Source organism: Mesorhizobium sp. M6A.T.Cr.TU.014.01.1.1 (assembly GCF_004022765.1).
GTDB lineage: Bacteria > Pseudomonadota > Alphaproteobacteria > Rhizobiales > Rhizobiaceae > Mesorhizobium > Mesorhizobium mediterraneum.
In genome coordinates, this window is sequence record NZ_RZPG01000036.1 from 21593 (window position 1) to 37607 (window position 16015).

General features: G+C 62.0%; 17 protein-coding genes. 7 read left to right on the forward strand and 10 right to left on the reverse strand.

Annotation, left to right across the window (positions count from 1 at the left end; genetic code table 11):
• Positions 1-3: 3 nt before the first annotated feature.
• Both EN885_RS29630 and EN885_RS29635 read right to left on the reverse strand, forming a co-directional pair.
• Positions 4-432, reverse strand: a complete 429-nt coding sequence (locus tag EN885_RS29630; protein WP_128244124.1) for a type II toxin-antitoxin system VapC family toxin — start codon at positions 430-432, stop codon at positions 4-6.
• Positions 422-676 carry a type II toxin-antitoxin system VapB family antitoxin gene (locus EN885_RS29635; protein WP_127295269.1) on the reverse strand — a complete coding sequence of 85 codons (255 nt, stop codon included), beginning with the start codon at positions 674-676 and terminating at the stop codon, positions 422-424. The genes EN885_RS29630 and EN885_RS29635 overlap by 11 nt, the downstream gene beginning before the upstream one ends.
• A 279-nt stretch (positions 677-955) precedes the next feature.
• On the opposite strand from EN885_RS29635, the gene EN885_RS29640 reads away from it, so the two are divergent.
• The 4 genes from EN885_RS29640 (at position 956) to EN885_RS29655 (ending at position 5056) form a co-directional block, all read left to right on the forward strand.
• Positions 956-1474 carry an RNA polymerase sigma factor gene (locus EN885_RS29640; RefSeq protein ID WP_095483148.1) on the forward strand — a complete coding sequence of 173 codons (519 nt, stop codon included), beginning with the start codon at positions 956-958 and terminating at the stop codon, positions 1472-1474.
• Entirely contained in the window at positions 1471-2262 is a 792-nt protein-coding gene (locus EN885_RS29645; RefSeq protein WP_128244125.1) for an anti-sigma factor, read from the forward strand. Before EN885_RS29640 ends, EN885_RS29645 begins: the two co-directional genes overlap by 4 nt.
• A gap of 227 nt (positions 2263-2489) precedes the next feature.
• Positions 2490-3596 carry a peptidase C39 family protein gene (locus tag EN885_RS29650; protein ID WP_128244126.1) on the forward strand — a complete coding sequence of 369 codons (1107 nt, stop codon included), beginning with the start codon at positions 2490-2492 and terminating at the stop codon, positions 3594-3596.
• Positions 3593-5056, forward strand: a complete 1464-nt coding sequence (locus EN885_RS29655) for a RimK family protein (protein ID WP_128244127.1) — start codon at positions 3593-3595, stop codon at positions 5054-5056. The genes EN885_RS29650 and EN885_RS29655 overlap by 4 nt, the downstream gene beginning before the upstream one ends.
• Before the next feature lie 336 nt (positions 5057-5392).
• Here EN885_RS29655 and EN885_RS29660 read toward each other — a convergent pair whose 3' ends face one another.
• From EN885_RS29660 to EN885_RS29670, 3 genes are all read right to left on the reverse strand, one after another.
• Positions 5393-7525 carry an EAL domain-containing protein gene (locus EN885_RS29660; protein WP_128244128.1) on the reverse strand — a complete coding sequence of 711 codons (2133 nt, stop codon included), beginning with the start codon at positions 7523-7525 and terminating at the stop codon, positions 5393-5395.
• Between the two features lie 65 nt (positions 7526-7590).
• The gene (locus EN885_RS29665) at positions 7591-8223 is read right to left on the reverse strand and encodes an HD family hydrolase (protein ID WP_095483152.1); all 633 of its coding nucleotides are present in this window, start codon (positions 8221-8223) and stop codon (positions 7591-7593) included.
• Positions 8223-9101: a folate-binding protein YgfZ gene (locus tag EN885_RS29670; RefSeq protein WP_126107164.1), complete on the reverse strand. Its 879-nt coding sequence runs from the start codon at positions 9099-9101 to the stop codon at positions 8223-8225. Before EN885_RS29670 ends, EN885_RS29665 begins: the two co-directional genes overlap by 1 nt.
• A gap of 82 nt (positions 9102-9183) precedes the next feature.
• Here EN885_RS29670 and EN885_RS29675 point away from each other — a divergent pair, with 82 nt between their 5' ends.
• Positions 9184-10515, forward strand: coding sequence for a dihydroorotase (locus EN885_RS29675; protein WP_128244129.1), 1332 nt, complete (start codon positions 9184-9186; stop codon positions 10513-10515).
• Positions 10516-10546: 31 nt separating this feature from the next.
• Here the strand turns inward: EN885_RS29675 and EN885_RS29680 are convergent, their stop codons facing one another.
• The 4 genes from EN885_RS29680 to EN885_RS29695 all read right to left on the reverse strand — a co-directional run bounded on the left by EN885_RS29680 (position 10547) and on the right by EN885_RS29695 (position 12969).
• On the reverse strand, positions 10547-11350 hold the full coding sequence (locus EN885_RS29680; protein WP_164759169.1) for a hypothetical protein: 804 nt from the start codon (positions 11348-11350) through the stop codon (positions 10547-10549).
• 183 nt (positions 11351-11533) lie between these two features.
• A complete protein-coding gene (locus tag EN885_RS29685) occupies positions 11534-11791 on the reverse strand; it encodes a hypothetical protein (protein WP_077381793.1) in 258 nt (85 codons plus the stop codon).
• A gap of 332 nt (positions 11792-12123) precedes the next feature.
• Complete coding sequence (locus tag EN885_RS29690) at positions 12124-12501, reverse strand: TIGR02301 family protein (protein WP_128244174.1); 378 nt, start codon at positions 12499-12501, stop codon at positions 12124-12126.
• Positions 12502-12549: 48 nt separating this feature from the next.
• On the reverse strand, positions 12550-12969 hold the full coding sequence (locus EN885_RS29695; RefSeq protein ID WP_128244175.1) for an NUDIX hydrolase: 420 nt from the start codon (positions 12967-12969) through the stop codon (positions 12550-12552).
• Positions 12970-13093: 124 nt separating this feature from the next.
• On the opposite strand from EN885_RS29695, the gene EN885_RS29700 reads away from it, so the two are divergent.
• Positions 13094-13855 carry an SOS response-associated peptidase gene (locus EN885_RS29700; RefSeq protein ID WP_128244176.1) on the forward strand — a complete coding sequence of 254 codons (762 nt, stop codon included), beginning with the start codon at positions 13094-13096 and terminating at the stop codon, positions 13853-13855.
• A 65-nt stretch (positions 13856-13920) separates the two neighbouring features.
• Here the strand turns inward: EN885_RS29700 and EN885_RS29705 are convergent, their stop codons facing one another.
• The gene (locus tag EN885_RS29705) at positions 13921-14076 is read right to left on the reverse strand and encodes a hypothetical protein (RefSeq protein WP_082982528.1); all 156 of its coding nucleotides are present in this window, start codon (positions 14074-14076) and stop codon (positions 13921-13923) included.
• Positions 14077-14472: 396 nt separating this feature from the next.
• Between EN885_RS29705 and cysS the strand changes: the two genes are divergently transcribed.
• On the forward strand, positions 14473-15945 hold the full coding sequence (cysS, locus tag EN885_RS29710) for a cysteine--tRNA ligase (RefSeq protein WP_128244177.1): 1473 nt from the start codon (positions 14473-14475) through the stop codon (positions 15943-15945).
• The last annotated feature ends 70 nt before the right edge of the window (positions 15946-16015 follow it).

Sequence of the window (16015 nt, forward strand, 5' to 3'; positions counted from 1 at the left end):
TATTCAGGCCAGATCGGTCTGCAAGAAATCATTGCCCTTGTAGAGCAGGGGTACCCGGTAGGCCTTGGCACATGCATAGCTGAAGCAGTCGCCGAAGTTCAGCTTGGCGGGATGGCCGACATATCGACCGTAGTCGCGGGCGGCTTTGACTGCGAGTTCGCGAATGGCGGTATCCAGCGGAACTTCCACGGCCTTGAGTTCGGCCAGGAAGCCAATGACAATCGTTTGGCATTGATCGATCAGAGCAGGCGGTGTCGGAGCTTGATCGCCACTTTCAGCTACAGATTTTCTGCGGGCTATCCCCAGGATCGCTTCAAACGCGGAACTCGGCGAGAAATAAAGCGTCTCGGCAGTTTCAATCCTTCTCAGCAGACGATCCGCATCTGCCTCTCTCAAAATCAGCGCAATGATGGCGGAAGCATCAAGAAACATCGGGTTCCCCCCAGGCCTCGTCCATGAATTTCTTCATATCGAAGGTGGGGTCATCGGGACCAAGTGCGCTCGCGGCATCCTGATATTTTTTGATACGCTCTCTCAGCGGAAGGACAGAGTTCGCTCGTTCAAGCTCGCGCTTGAGAGCGATCCGCACTGCTTCAGTCTTCGTGGGGGCCTTGATGGCGGACTGTAACTGACGAGCCAGGGCGTCGACCTCATTATCGCGGATGTACAGAGACATATCAATTTCCCCGAACGTATATTCCAAGTCGGATATACCAAATATATAGCTTCGAATATACATCCTTCAGGGTGCGCTTTCAACCTCAGGCTTCTCATTCATGGCGCACGGTGCCTTGATAGGTGACCCTCCAGCCCTGGCGGGAATAAACCGGTCCGCGCCAGCGTTATTGCATTGCTTGGGTGACCGGGGCGGCGGACCGCTTCGCGCCGGCCACTTGCGCCGCGCCGTGAAGGCGCGTTCAATCGGGATGAACAAGGCACCTCAGAACCAGCGGTCATGGACGCAAAGAAGGCAGCAATCCTTGGCGAAATACCGCGTCTGCGCCGTTATGCGCGCTCGCTGTTGCGCGACCGCGATTCCGCCGACGACCTGGTTCAGGACTGTCTCGAACGGGCGCTTGTGCGGCTCGACAATTGGCAGACTGGAGAAAGCCCCAGGAGGTGGCTGTTTACGATCATGCATCATTTGTTCATCGACCAGATGCGCAAGGTGAACCGGCGCGGCGAGGGAGCGATGCTGCCGCTGGAAGCGGGCGAGGCGCAGGCAGCACCTGCCGAGCAGGTGGAGAGCATCGCGTCACGCGAGATTATCGACGCATTGCAGGCGATCAGCCCCGACCGGCGCGCAGCACTCGTCATGGTCGCCATCGAAGGCTTTTCCTATGCCGAGGCCGCCAACATCCTCGGCGTGCCGGCCGGCACGCTGATGTCGCGCATCGCGCGCGGCCGTGATGAGTTGCGCGGGCTGCTGGATGACGCCGCGCGTCGCCGAGCGATAAGGATCGTCGAGAAATGACCCGGCGCGATTTTTCCGAACGCGACATCCATATGGCCCTCGATGGCGAGTTGCCGGTTGACGAGCACGTGGCTTATGATGCTTGGCTCGATGCCAATCCCGAAATGAAGGCGAGGGGCGCCCGCTATGTCGCCGACCGCGCAGCGCTGCGCGCCGCCTTCGCCGGCGTGCTCGACGAGCCGGTGCCGGCGCGGTTGCAGAAGGTCGTGTTCGGTGAGGCGCCGGTCAAGGCGCCAGTATCGGGCTCGCGCTGGTGGCTTGCGGCCGCCGCAGCCGCGGTGCTGGCCATTGGCGGTGTTGGCGGTTACGTCGCAGGCATCGGCCATTTTGGTCTGGAAGACCCGGCCAAGGACCAACTCGCAGAGCAGGCGATCGCAGCCCATGTCATCTATGCCGCCGAGCAGCGGCATGCGGTGGAAGTGCCCGCCAGCGACAAGGATCATCTGCAGACCTGGCTGTCTAATAGGGTCGGCCTGAAGCTGGTCGCACCGGATCTGGCGGCGCAAGGATTTCAGCTCGTCGGCGGCCGGCTGCTGCCTGCAGGCGAGAACAAGGCCGCGATGCTGCTTTATGAAGACGACAAGGGCGAGCGCATCTCGCTGTTCGTCACGGCTGAATCGGCAGAGAAGGCCAAGGGCACTTATGGGTCGGAAGAAGGCGGCCCCGAGGCGATTTACTGGCTGGACAAGGGCTATGGCTGCGCCGTCGTCGGCTCGCTGCCGCGCGCGCAGATGACTGCGGTGGCGAAGAGCGCCTACAGCCAGCTTCTGGCCGGGCTGGCCAGCTGAACCGCGCCTGTTTTCCGAAGCTGACGCCACGGTCAAAACAGAGATCCTCTTCAAGCCTTTGCACTGATCTACAGGGCCACGTGCCCTCATGCGCCGGGCTGAAACTGTCACAATTCGGCCCGAATCGAGGTGCGATAGCGCTTGACGGATGCTGGCGCTTCGGCTGGTGTTATCAACGTTTCGACCAGGGCCTTCTCCACAACCCAATCGAGGTTTTCCGAGCCCGCATGCCTGCCGAGATTCGCACGGCCCGCGCGTCCGACGTCGATGACCTCGCCGTCATCGAGAAGGCTGTTTTTGCGACCGACCGCATTTCCCGCCGCTCCTTTCGCCAGTTGATCGAACGCGAAAGCGCCGAGCTGCTGGTCGCCGAAAACGACGGCCGCGTCGCAGGCTATGGGGTCGTGCTGTTCCGCAAAGGCAGCGGCGTCGCGCGGCTCTATTCCATCGCCATCGGCCCTTTTTTCGGCGGGCTCGGCATTGGCCGCATGCTGCTGGCATCGGCGGAAGAGACCGCCTTCAAGCACGACCGCATGATGCTGCGCCTAGAGGTGCGCGAGGACAACAGCCGAGCCATCCGCATCTACGAGCAGAGCGGCTACCGCAAGATCGGCCGCGAACCGGGCTATTACGAGGACGGCGCCACGGCGCTGCGCTACGAAAAGACCTTGCGGGGCGACATTCCGGTCGCCACCAAGGTGCCGTTCTATCAGCAGACCTGCGAATTCACCTGCGGCCCATGCTGCCTGATGATGGCGATGGCCAATTTCGATTCCGGCTTCGTGCCCGATCCGGTCATGGAGATCCGCTTGTGGCGCGAGGCGACCACTGTTTTCATGATGTCGGGGCCGGGCGGCTGCGAGCCGTTCGGTCTCGCCGTTGCCGGTCACGAAAGCGGGCTCTCTGCCGAGATATATGTATCCTTCCATGGCGCGCTGTTCCTGCAGTCGGTGCGCAGCCAAGACAAGCGCCGGGTGATGGAACTGGCGCAGGTCGACTTTCGCCAGCGCGCGGAACGTTACGGCATCCCGGTGAATTACCGTCCATTCGCCATCGACGATATCCGCACCGCGATCGCAGAAGGAAAACTGGTGTTGGTCCTGATCAGCGGCTTCCTGATGTTCGGCAAGAAGGTTCCGCACTGGGTGCTGGCCATCGGCGACGACGGCGACCATATCCTGATCCACGATCCCTGGGTCGAGGACGAGAGACAGGAGACCATCCTTGATGCCGCCAACATTCCCGTGCCTTACGGCATCTTCATGAACATGGCGCAGTTCGGCCGCGACGGATTGCGTGCCGCCATCACCCTCGGAAAGCGCGACAGACAATGACCTGGGTCATCCTTACCGGCAGGCAGAACGATCTCGATCAGGTGGCGACACCGCACAAGATCATCACCAACCGCGATTATCTTGCGCATCCGGCGCTGTTTCGCGGCCAGCGGCCGAAGGTCATCAACCTGTCGAACAATTACGGCTACCAGAGCCGCGGCTACTATGCCTCGCTGCTCGCCGGCTCGCGCGGCCACAAGGTGATCCCGACGGTCGAGACGATGATCGACCTGTCCGAGCGCAAGCTCTACGAGCATGCGCTGCCAGAGCTGGAGTTGGCGCTGAACAAATGCCGCAAGGATCTGGGCGGCGCCTTTCCGCAAAAAGTCTGCATCTTCTTCGGCATCGGCCCGTCGAAGATATGGGATCGCTTCGCCAAGCTTCTGTTCGACTGGTTCCGAGCGCCGGCGCTGGAAGTCCACATCACCGACAGCGCCGAATGGGCGTCGATCCGCAAGATCGGCTTCCATCCGCTGGCCAGGATGACCGAGGAGGAAGAAAAGCGCTTCCTTCAGTGCCTTGAGACCTACACCAACCGCGAATGGCGCGACACCAAGGGCCGCACCCCGTCACGCTACACCTTCGCCACGCTGGTCGATCCGCATGAGGAACTGCCGCCATCGGAGATCTCGTCGCTGCGCTACTGGGCCAAGATCGCCGAAAAGATGGGGGTAGAAATCGAGCCGATCACCAAAAAGGATCTGGCCAAGCTCGCCAATTACGACGCGCTGTTCATCCGCGAGACCACCTCGATTTCCAACCACACCTACCGTTTCGCCCGCCGCGCCCAGCAGGAAGGCATGCCGGTCATCGACGATCCGCTGTCGATGATCCGCTGCACCAACAAGGTCTATCTCAACGAGCTGATGACCTACAACAAGGTGCCGGTGCCGCCCACCGTGATGATCGCGGGCACGTCCGACCTTGAAGTGGCGGCGCAGACGCTGGGTTTCCCGCTGGTGCTGAAGATCCCGGACTCGTCGTTTTCGCGCGGCGTCAAGAAATGCGCCACCTTCGAGGAGCTGAAGACGCTTGCCACCGAATGGCTGGAGGATTCTGACCTTCTGATCGCGCAGAAATTCATTCCGACTGAATATGACTGGCGCGTCGGCGTGCTCGGCGGCCAGCCGCTGTTTGCCGTGCACTATCTGATGGCCAAGAAGCACTGGCAGATCGTCAACCACAAGGCCAATGGCAAGCCCGACCAGGGCGGCATCAAGACCTTCACGCTGAAGGAAGCGCCGGCCCATGTCGTGGAGACGGCGGTGAAGGCGGCGCGCTGCATTGGCGATGGCCTCTACGGCGTCGACCTCAAGGAGACCAAAGACGGTGTCTTCGTCATCGAGGTCAATGACAATCCCAACCTTGACCATGGCTGGGAGGATTCCGGCGAAAAAGATGAGGTCTGGGTGCGGCTGACGCAGTGGTTCCTGGAGCGACTCGACCGGCCGGGGCGGTAGACTTACCGCTCGCACCGTTCACGGGCGCAAATGAGGGGGGCGGTTTGTTCAGATATATTTACCTGATAGTTTGGTCGACTGTCCTGATGCTATATGTTATGGTAGTGATTTCGGATGTTATTTTCTATTCGCGCATAGGTTGGGAGTTTGGTCGGGATAACCCGCTTAAGGAAAGTAACGAATTTTATTGGGGAGAAGGAAAAGAACCATTTCACAGAATTTGAAATAAAACTAGAGTTTTGGTATTTCACCCGTTAATAACTGCGTTCCTTTCGACTGTGCTCTACGTGCTAATTTTTCTATTTTAGATTACAATTTACGTCCGGCCTGTCGCACTCAGCCTGATTGCCTGATCCCTGCGCGCGACTCCAGCAAGCGAGCGATATCCGCCGCCTTCGACGGTATGCCTATCAGGTAACCTTGGGCCTCGACGCAGCCTTCCTTTCTCAGGAACTCAAGTTGCGCTTCGGTTTCGACGCCTTCGGCGGTGACGGTCGTTCCAAGCTGCGCACCGAGCCCGATGACCGTGCGCACGATCGCGGCCGTGTCGCGGTTGTCGATGTCGCGGATAAAGGAGCGGTCGATCTTGATCTTGTCGACCGGGAAGCGGCGAAGATAGCCGAGCGACGAATAACCGATGCCGAAATCGTCCAGCGCGATACGGACGCCAAGATCGCGCAACTGCCTGAGCGTCTTGAGCACCGTATCGCTCTCGTCCATCAGCACTGTTTCGGTGATTTCCAGTTCAAGCCGATCGGCCGGCACGCCGGAAAATGCCAGCGCGGAGATGACGCTGCGGGCAAAGGTGCCGCTTTTGATCTGCACAGCCGAGACATTGACCGCGATACGCAGCCCATGCGGCCAGCCCGCCGCAACCGTGCAGGCTTTCCTCAGCGCCCATTCTCCCAGCGGCACGATCAGCCCAAACTCTTCGGCGACCGGAATGAAGTCGTCCGGCTGCACCAAGCCGCGTGCCGGCGAGTGCCATCGCACCAGGGCTTCGGCGCCGACGATTTCGCCCGAGGCGATGTTCATGATGGGTTGGAAAGCGAGTTCGAATTCCCGCCGCCGCAGCGCTGCCTCCAGATCGGTTTCGAGCGCGCGTCGTGCCCGCACCATCGCATCCATGGCGGGCTCGAAGAAACGATAGACGTTGCGTCCTTCGCTCTTCGCCCTGTAGAGGGCCATGTCGGCGTTTTTCAGCAGCGTGTCCGCATCCCTGCCGTCATCGGGGGAAAGGGCGATGCCCACGCTGATGCCGACATGCATGTCGCGGCTTTTGTCGCGAAAGGGTTTTCCGATGATGTCGACGATGCGTTTTGCCAGTTTTTCCGCATCGCCAGCACCTTTGGGATTGAACTGGATGATGACGAACTCGTCGCCTCCGAAACGAGCGACCACATCCGTTTCGTTGCGTAGGCAACGTTGCAGCCGCTCGGCCACGCATTTCAGCAGCCAGTCGCCCGCCGGGTGCCCCCAGGTGTCGTTGACGGCCTTGAAGCGGTCGAGGTCCAGAGAGAATATCGCCAGGTCCGTGGCCTCGCCCAAGGCCTGGTCGAGCCGTTCGCGGAACATCGAGCGATTGGGCAGGTTGGTCAGAGTGTCGTGATGCGCAAGGTGGGTCATGCGCTCTTCGACGCGCCTGCGCTCGGTGACGTCGTCGAACGTTGCGACCCAGCCGCCGCCACTCATCGGCTGCCGTACCACCAAAAGGGTCCTGCCATCGGCAAGATGGCGGTAGGTCGACCGCATTTCCCCGGCTTGAAGGCAGGCTGCGGTTTTCGAGATTTCGCCGTCGATATCGATTTCTGCATAGATACCCAGGCGGGCGAGCTGCTCGAGCGCGTCGCGGTGGCTCATGCCAAGCGGAAAATCGGCCGGCGTCACGTGGTAGAGTTCCAGGAAACGTTCGTTGCGGACGATCAGCCTGCCGTCGGCGTCATACATCAAAAGGCCTTGCGACATGTTGGCCAGTGCTGCGTCGAAGCGGCGGTGCTGCTCCTTCAGCTCCTGCTCGGCACGCCGTTGCTCGGTAATGTCCTCATAGATCGACACCCAGCCACCCGAAGCCAGCGGCCGGTGCGAGATGTTGATAATGCGGCCATCCGACAGCGTTTCTTCGTAGGTCGAGGGTTTCGCCCGGTCGATGTAGGGCTTGCGGATGGCGTAGAGTTCTTCGGCGCTGTGCGAGGCGACACCGATGTCGACGCTGTGCTGAAGGATGTCGAAAAACCGGACGCCGGGCTGCACGATCTCGGCGTTGAGGCAGAAGATGCTGATATAATTGCCGTTGCAGATGATCATGCGCTCGTCGGCATCGAACATGCACAAGCCATGCGACATGTTCTCGACGGCGGCCGAAAAACGATCATTCTGCTTACGCAGTTCGTCCTCTATCCGCGGCAGGCCTACGCCTTCGGCCCTCCGTCCGCGGACGGGCGAACCAGCCTTGACATGAGCGACGGACATGAGGCGTGCCTGCAGACCGTGATCGAACAAGGCACTGTTATCCCTTCCGGTTAATTTACCGTTTTTCAGTCGGCGGGCTGCACCGTTTGGCGCCGTGATTTCTCGATGGTCGCATACCGTTTGAGGAACGCGTCTTGCGCCCAGGTCACCGAACGCGGGGTGAAATCGAAGCGGTCGGCATTGAACCCGCGCGGCCGGCCGAAGAATTCGGTCGCCTCGGCGGTCGAAAAGCCGGCAAGCATTGTCGCCTCGAAATAGGCGGCGATCTGGTCGGCGCGCTTGATCTCCTTGCGCAGCTCTGCATCTGGTTCGACCGGCAGCGAAAAGCGCAGGTGGATGGCGCGCTGCAGCCTCAGTTCGCACTCCTTGTAGCTGCCGCCCATCACCGATTTGAACGGTGAGATCATGTCGCCGATGACATATTCCGGCGCGTCGTGCAGCAAAGCCGCCAGCCGCGCATCGGGCGGAGCGTCCGGCACCAGCTCGCTGAAAAGCGCCTCGACCAGCAGCGAATGCTGGGCGACGGAAAAGGCGTGGTCGCCGCTGGTCTGGCCGTTCCAGCGGGCGACGCGCGCAAGCCCATGGGCGATGTCCGAAATCTCGATGTCGAGCGGCGAGGGGTCGAGCAGATCGAGCCGCCGGCCCGACAGCATGCGCTGCCAGGCGCGCGGCGGCGCGCCGGGACGATCGGCCGCCATCAGGCCCCCTCCGTGCCGACGGGTTCCTGCGGGCCAGCAGTTTCCGGCGGAAAAGTGAACTTCGCCCAGGCGGGGATGGTGAGCGACACAGGGACATCATCCGCCATGATCGGCTGGCCGGCGTCGAGCGCTGCCTTGACGCGGTCGATACGGGCTACGGCGAGGCCTGTCTTGCCGGCGGTGGTGCCAAGCGTGCCGACCGGTCGCCCGGCAACGGTCAGTTCGGTGCCAGGAGCGGGCAGGGGCCGTTCTGCCCTGGCGATCAGCACCCGCCGTCTGGCAGTGCCGCGATGCTGCATGCGCGAGACCACCTCCTGGCCGACATAGCAGCCCTTCCTGAAGCCGACGCCGCCGGTCTCGTCGAGCAGCACATCGTGCGGGAAGGCATCGCCGAGCTGGTAGTCGCTGCCGCTCTCGGCGATGCCATGGGTAATACGCAAGCCCTGCCATGCGGCGAGGTCGCCGTCGTCTGCACCGCTCCCATAGAAGCGGCTGACGGCCACATCGCTGAAGCGCGCATCGGCAACCCTGGTTGAATCAAATTGTAAAGCGGTTGAATCAATGCCCCAGGCAACAGCGACAAGCCCTTGGTCGGCCTTGGCAATTTCGACCTTGGCGCGCAATTTGTAGAGCATCAGCCGGCGCACAAAATCGTCGGCGACATCGGCGCGACATTCGAGGTGGAAGGCATTGTCGCCGGCGCGCGAGATCAGGAAATCGAACAGGATCTTACCTTGCGGCGTCAAAAGCGCGCCTGGCTTTGCCTGGCCGGAAGCAAGCGTATCGAGATCGGTGGTGAGGATGTTCTGCAAAAAATGCTCGGCATCCGGGCCTGACACCGAAATGAGCGCACGGTCTCTAAGCAGGGAAAAGGGCATGGGCTGGAAAAAACCTGATCTTGCAAAACGGTCGGCCTTTACGTAAGCCGGCGACACTCCCCCCGCAAGAGACCGGATCGGCATGGCCACGACCTACGACCTCATCCTGACAGGCGGTATCGTGGTCAACCACGATGGCGAGGGTCGGCGCGACATCGGCATCAACGGCGGGCGCATCGCGGCAATGGGCAATCTCGGCCAGGCGTCGGCAGGCGAGACCATCGACTGCCGCGGCCTGCACATCCTGCCGGGCGTCATCGACAGCCAGGTACATTTTCGCGAACCGGGGCTGGAGCACAAGGAGGACCTGGAGAGCGGCTCGCGCGCGGCGGTGCTCGGCGGCGTCACTGCTGTGTTCGAGATGCCCAACACCAACCCGCTGACCACCAGCGAGGCAGCCCTTGCCGACAAGGTGCGGCGCGCCACCGGCCGCATGCATTGCGACTTTGCCTTCTGGGTCGGCGGCACCCGCGAGAATGCGAGGGATGCCGGCGAGCTCGAGCGGCTGCCGGGCGCGGCCGGGATAAAAGTGTTCATGGGCTCGTCCACGGGCGACCTCTTGGTCGAGGACGATGAGGGCGTCGCCTCGATCCTGAGGAACACGCGCCGTCGCGCCGCTTTCCATTCCGAGGACGAATTCCGGCTGCGCGAGCGGCTTGGCGAGCGCATCGAGGGCGATCCGTCCTCGCATCCGGTGTGGCGCGACGAGATCGCGGCTCTGCGCAGCACCGAGCGCCTGGTGCGCATCGCGCGACAGGCCCGCGCCCGCATCCATGTGCTGCATATCTCGACCACGGAGGAGATTGCCTTCCTCGAACAGCATAAGGATGTCGCGACCTGCGAGGCGACGCCGCATCATCTGACGCTGAGCGCGGATGATTACGCTCGGCTTGGCACGCTGATCCAGATGAACCCACCGGTACGGGCAGTGCGCCACCGCGACGGCATCTGGCACGGCGTTGCGCAAGGTATCGTCGATGTGCTGGGTTCCGACCACGCCCCGCACACGCTGGCCGAGAAGGCAAAACCCTATCCGGCCTCGCCGTCGGGCATGACTGGCGTGCAGACACTAGTGCCGATCATGCTGGATCACGTCAATGCCGGCCGGCTGACGTTGCAACGTTTCGTCGACCTCTCCAGCCACGGTCCGCAGCGCATCTTCGGCATGGCCAGGAAAGGCCGCATCGCCGCCGGCTATGACGCCGATTTCACGATTGTCGATCTGAAGCGCCGCGAAACCATCACCAATGCCCAGGCCGGCTCCAAGGCCGGCTGGACGCCTTATGACGGAAGGAAAGTGACTGGCTGGCCGGTCGGCACAGTCGTGCGCGGCCGGCGCGTGATGTGGGAAGGCGAGATCGTCACCCCCAGCCAGGGCAGAGCGGTGGAGTTTTCGGAGGCGCTGGCGGTCTAGGCGGGCTTGTGGGCAGGGAGGGTGATGCCGCTCAATCCCCTGCGACGAAGAACGTCCACTGTCCGGCGGGCGTGATGCCGACGCGGTAGAAGATGTAGGCGCCGAACTGCTTCATGCTGTCATAGTCGCCAGCGGTGACGATCTTGAAAAGCTCGACCCGCTGCCTGGCGTCGAGCTTGTCCAGCGGCAGCGCGAAGAAATATGGCCAGACATAGAGCTCCTGCGGCGTGCCGGCATCGACATGGACATAGCCGGCATTGAGCACCTCTTCCAGGATGGCGAGGATCTCTTGGCCTTCCGCGTCGCCCGAAAGACCTTTCAGGAAGGTGATCGGGTCGCCTTCGATCTCGCTCAGCGACAATTGAGTCATCGTGTCGCCCTTGCCGATCAGTGGCCGGAGCCTTTCGATGTCGCCGCTCTTGCAGGCCTCGACGATCAGATCGTGCATGCGCCTGACCGGCTCCGGCAGCTTGCCGAGATCATAGACGACCTCGGGCAAGGGTTCATCCGGATCGGCATGCGGATTGGCCATGCCACCATCGTTCGTTGGTCCCTCTGGTTCGACCTGTTCCGGCTCGTCGGGCTGCGTTGGCTGGCTGGCCGCGGGCGGCGGCGTGCCGAGCGGGTCGGGCATCGGCACCGTCGTTCCGGGCGGCGACATGTCGTCATCGGCGGGCGGCGCGACCGGCGAAGGAAGGTCCTCGCGCTTGATTTCACTCAGCGTATAGGCGGGGCTGCTTGCGAGGCAAAGCGTGAGCGGAGCCGCGGCGCAAAAAGCAGCGAGCCGGATGCTGAGGGCCAAGCCACGCGGCTGGCCTGACATCGAAAAATTCACCGCCTGCCTCTCCATGATTCCCGGGCCCTTAGAAGAGCCCCAGGCCCTTACAGGTGCCCCGGCCCTTACAGGTGCCCCGGCCCTTACAGGTGCCCCGGCCCTTACAGGTGCCCCGGCCCTTACAGGTGCCCCGGGGCAATGATGCCCAAGCGGCACGTCCTCGTCAAAGAGCCTGATGCCGGTTCAGTGCCGCAGCCGTCCTGGTTCGAAGGCCCCGGCTATCACCTTTTCACGCATGCGGTCGAGCAGGGCAAGGGCTGAGGTCTCGCCATTGGCGCGCAGCATTTCGCCGAAGGCGGTTTCGAGGGCCGCCTCGGCGATGATTTCCGGCTCGATTCCGGCCGAAAGCCCTTCCGCCCAGGCCTCGCTGTGGCTTTCCACTGCGGTCAGGCGCTTTTCTTCCCTGACCAGCGCGTCGATGTCGTTGACGCCATGTTCCATTGCGATGTCCACCCCTTTTCAAGCGGCGATCCGACAGATGCGGATCAGGCTTGGGCTGTCCTTTTTTACACGCAGGTTAAGTAAGTACTTGTAAATACGAAATTTCTAGGGTCGCTTCCGACAAGTCTCGTCGCGTTTTGTAAACCTGCGCTCGATCCGATTCAAAACTTAGCCGATTAGGCCGGCGAGCGGGACGAAAACCTTCAGTTTGAGTTAATTCCACATCCGCGCGGTAACGTTTCGTTAATACCGTTGCAGAAGTGCAACACAAGGATTGCACTAAGATGCCACCGGACACAAGCAGGCCGGACACAAGCAGGCAGGTGTCAAGGTCAGTTGCCGTAGCGCGAGGCGATGTCGCGCGACAGCGTCTCGCCTTCCTTCATGTAGCGGCTGATGGCTTCGGTCGCCGAGGCGGTGCACTGCGTGTAGGTGCTGCCGAACGAGCGGTAGCCGCGGTTGAAGCTGGCGATGAAGCGGGCGAGCCGCTCTGGGTCCGGGTTTTCCGAAGCAATCAGCTTCTCCATCTCGACCCGCCACTGGTCGCCCTTCTCGCCGCATAGATTACGCAGAAAATGCAGCGACCCCAAAACCTCCGCCAGCCGCATCAGCCCCGGCTCGAACGGCGACTCGGCGGCCAGAGCCGGCTGCGGCCCGATCGCCGTGCTGGCGGCGAGGCAAGCTGCAAGGAAAAACGAGGCGCGGATCATAAGTCCTTGTGGCGAAACATACTGTCGCCTGCAAGGCGATTTTCGAGGCTATGCCCCTTCGTTCCTGAGCAATCCGTCGGCAACGGCAAACACCGAAGCGGCAAGCGGCAGCGCCGTCATTTCGCTGAGCGTATAGAAGGCGGCGGTCTCGGCGTCGTCGCTGGCCACGGGCTCGCCGCCGGCATAGGTGGCGCCGAACACCGTCAGCAGATAGTCGACCGGGTGCCCGTCGCTGTTGCCATCGATGTGGATTTCCCGAAGGAGGCGGTAGTTGTGCGCCTGCAATCCGGTTTCTTCCAGCAATTCGCGTTGCGCGGCTTCCTCCAGCGTTTCGCCGGCCTCGACCTTGCCGCCTGGAAACGCGTAAAATCCTTGCGAAGGCTGCCGCGCCCGCTTGACCAGCAGCACGGTGTCGCCGCGGACGATGGCGACCGATACAGCCGGGAGTATTTTACGAACCTCGTCCATGGGTATCCGATCGTCATTTGCTGTGTCCGTTGTGGACCGGCCGGCGAGAAGAAGCATTAGCGGTTGCGCAACGCCGGTTCCATCGCCACCTTCGCATCCGACCAACTCAACGAGTTTTTAGCTTATGTGCGGACGCTTTGCCTTGACCGCCACGCCGGACCAGACCGCCGCTTTTCTCGGTCTGGCGGAGCTGGAGGATTTTCCGGCCCGCTACAACATCGCGCCGACGCAGCCGGTGCTGGTGGCGATCGCCGGTTTGCCGAAGGCGCCAGGCTCGAATTTGCCCGACCGCCAGCCGATGCTGGTGCGCTGGGGGCTGATCCCGGCCTGGGTGAAGGACACGCGTGAGTTTCCGCTGCTGTTCAACGCCCGCTCGGAGGGAGCAACGGAAAAGGCCTCGTTTCGCACCGCTATGCGCCATCGCCGCGCTTTGGTCCCGGCCTCCGGTTTCTACGAATGGCGTCAATCAGGCGGCAAGAAGGGGCAGCCCTATTGGGTGCGGCCGAAGCATGGCGGGCTTGTCGCGTTCGCCGGGCTGATCGAGACCTATGCCGAGCCGGGTGGTTCGGAAATGGACACCGGCGCCATCCTGACGGTCAACGCCAACGCCGACATCGCCCATATCCATGACCGGATGCCGGTGGTGATAAATCCGCAGGATTTCGCCCGCTGGCTGGATTGCCGCATGCTGGAGCCGCGCGACGTCGCCGACCTGCTCAGACCGGCACAGCTTGATTTCTTCGAGGCTGTCCCGGTTTCCGACCTCGTCAACAAGGTCGCCAACACCGGACCGGAGATTCAGGAAAAGGGCATCGTGGGGCCGGAGCCCGAGAAGACCAGGCGCCAGAAGTCCGGCGCGGACGACAGTCAGATGACCTTGTTCTAGCTGCTATTTTCCCGGCATACTTTCGGCGCCCTCATTGCCGGCGCATGGCGCCGGCGGACGTCACATCAGGCAGCGCGCGGCGATGTGATCTTCTGCGCCGGCTTTTTCTTCTTCGCGGTATGGAGAAGGGCCGCGACGATCGCGGCCGGGCCGATCGCTCGGTATTGGCTGGCGAGCGCCGGTTGCTTAGCGCTGCTGGAGTCCTGCTTGGTTCGGGGCATTTTTCTCTTCCCTGGTAACGTCTTCGTGTCCGCGTTTGCTGGTCGAATCCGACCAAATCGTGACATCTGGTGATCTAGCCGGCGAATGTTTCATGACTGTGCCGACATGTTTAATAAAATGTTTCACTGCGTCATAACCTGTGAATCAACGACTCTTTTGCCGAAAGTTGCGACTTGACGGCAACACTGGCTGAGGCGATAAAGCCGCTCATGAGAACGTCTTTCGCCATTTGTGGCATTTGCATTATTGGCTAGCCTCGCGCTGGTCCGGACGTTTTCGCCTATCTTCCTTCTAGAGTGGACAAACGCCCCGGCCAGCAGGCTGGCGCCTGATTTGCGTCTCGGCGCAAGGAAGACTCCAGCTCGAACAAGAATATCGGACCGGGAAGGCACGGAATGTCTGACGCATCGAAGGGCCTGCGCCTCTACAACACGCTGACGCGGACGAAGGAAGATTTTGTTCCGATCGATCCGCGCAATGTGCGCATGTATGTCTGCGGCCCGACGGTCTACGACTTTGCCCATATCGGCAATGCGCGGCCGGTGATCGTCTTCGATGTGCTGTTCCGCCTGCTGCGCCATCTCTACGGGCAAGCGCATGTCACCTATGTGCGCAACATCACGGATGTCGACGACAAGATCAACGCCCGCGCCTTGCGTGATTTCGGCGGCGAGATTGCCTCGGGAAAACTGTCGCTGAACGAGGCGATTCGGCGGGTCACCGAAAAGACTACCGACCAGTTCCACAAGGATGTGGCGACGCTCGGCTGCCTGGAGCCGACGGTCGAGCCGCGCGCCACCGAGTTCGTCGAGCCTAGGCCAGACGGCAAGACCGACATGATCTCCTTGATTCAACGGCTGATCGAACGCGGCCATGCCTATGTCGCGGCAGGCGAAGTTCTGTTCGACACCGCCTCGATGCCGGACTATGGCCAGTTGTCGAAGCGCAATCTCGACGAACAGCAGGCCGGCGCCCGCGTCGCCGTCGATGCGCACAAGAAGAACCCTGGCGATTTCGTGCTGTGGAAGCTGTCCTCGCCGGAAGAGCCGGGCTGGGACAGCCCGTGGGGCAGGGGCCGGCCGGGCTGGCACATCGAGTGCTCGGCGATGTCGGCCGCCTATCTCGGCGAGGTCTTCGACATCCATGGCGGCGGGCTCGACCTGATCTTCCCGCACCACGAGAACGAGATCGCCCAGTCGCGCTGCGCCCACGGCACCGAAACGATGGCCAAGGTGTGGATGCACAACGGCTTCCTGCAGGTCGAAGGGCAGAAGATGTCCAAGAGCCTGGGCAACTTCTACTCGATCAACGAGTTGCTGGAGACGGAGACCTTTGGTGGCCGCAAATGGCCGGGCGAGGTGCTGCGGCTGGCGATGCTGATGACGCATTATCGCGAGCCGATCGACTTTTCCGTGCGCAAGCTGGAGGAGGCGGAAAACACGCTGCGCAAATGGAAGCGGGCAGCGGACCTTGCGCCGGCGGCGGCAAAGCAATTGCCAGTGGACGTGGTGGAAGCCCTGTCGGACGATCTAGCAACCTATTCTGCGTTCCAGGTGCTGACGCAGTTGGCCGGCGAGGCTGTGGATTTCAATGCTGCTGCTGGCGGCAACGCTGGCGCAGCGGGCAACGATGCTGCCGCTTCGCTGAAGGCGGCGCTGTCGTTCCTCGGCTTCGATGTCGGCGCGGCCAAGGTCGATGAAGGCGAGATCGCCAGGGCGATCGCCAAGCGCCTGGAACTGATCGCCGCCAAGAACTGGGCGGAGGCCGATCGCATCCGCGACGACTTGCTGGCGCAGGGTGTTCAGTTGAAGGACGGCAAGGACCCCGTCACGGGCGCCCGCGTAACGACGTGGGAGGTCAAGCGGTGAGGATGGTGCCAAGCGCCCCCCTCTGGCCTGCCGGCCATCTCCCCCTCAAGGGGGGAGATTGGACGTCACT

Excerpts from the sequence above, each read along its gene's own strand:
- EN885_RS29630 (WP_128244124.1), bottom strand. The coding sequence starts at position 432 with ATGTTTCTTGATGCTTCCGCCATCATTGCGCTGATTTTGAGAGAGGCA.
- EN885_RS29635 (WP_127295269.1), bottom strand. The coding sequence starts at position 676 with ATGTCTCTGTACATCCGCGATAATGAGGTCGACGCCCTGGCTCGTCAG.
- EN885_RS29640 (WP_095483148.1), top strand. The coding sequence starts at position 956 with ATGGACGCAAAGAAGGCAGCAATCCTTGGCGAAATACCGCGTCTGCGC.
- EN885_RS29645 (WP_128244125.1), top strand. The coding sequence starts at position 1,471 with ATGACCCGGCGCGATTTTTCCGAACGCGACATCCATATGGCCCTCGAT.
- EN885_RS29650 (WP_128244126.1), top strand. The coding sequence starts at position 2,490 with ATGCCTGCCGAGATTCGCACGGCCCGCGCGTCCGACGTCGATGACCTC.
- EN885_RS29655 (WP_128244127.1), top strand. The coding sequence starts at position 3,593 with ATGACCTGGGTCATCCTTACCGGCAGGCAGAACGATCTCGATCAGGTG.
- EN885_RS29660 (WP_128244128.1), bottom strand. The coding sequence starts at position 7,525 with ATGTCCGTCGCTCATGTCAAGGCTGGTTCGCCCGTCCGCGGACGGAGG.
- EN885_RS29665 (WP_095483152.1), bottom strand. The coding sequence starts at position 8,223 with ATGGCGGCCGATCGTCCCGGCGCGCCGCCGCGCGCCTGGCAGCGCATG.
- EN885_RS29670 (WP_126107164.1), bottom strand. The coding sequence starts at position 9,101 with ATGCCCTTTTCCCTGCTTAGAGACCGTGCGCTCATTTCGGTGTCAGGC.
- EN885_RS29675 (WP_128244129.1), top strand. The coding sequence starts at position 9,184 with ATGGCCACGACCTACGACCTCATCCTGACAGGCGGTATCGTGGTCAAC.
- EN885_RS29685 (WP_077381793.1), bottom strand. The coding sequence starts at position 11,791 with ATGGAACATGGCGTCAACGACATCGACGCGCTGGTCAGGGAAGAAAAG.
- EN885_RS29690 (WP_128244174.1), bottom strand. The coding sequence starts at position 12,501 with ATGATCCGCGCCTCGTTTTTCCTTGCAGCTTGCCTCGCCGCCAGCACG.
- EN885_RS29695 (WP_128244175.1), bottom strand. The coding sequence starts at position 12,969 with ATGGACGAGGTTCGTAAAATACTCCCGGCTGTATCGGTCGCCATCGTC.
- EN885_RS29700 (WP_128244176.1), top strand. The coding sequence starts at position 13,094 with ATGTGCGGACGCTTTGCCTTGACCGCCACGCCGGACCAGACCGCCGCT.
- EN885_RS29705 (WP_082982528.1), bottom strand. The coding sequence starts at position 14,076 with ATGCCCCGAACCAAGCAGGACTCCAGCAGCGCTAAGCAACCGGCGCTC.
- cysS (WP_128244177.1), top strand. The coding sequence starts at position 14,473 with ATGTCTGACGCATCGAAGGGCCTGCGCCTCTACAACACGCTGACGCGG.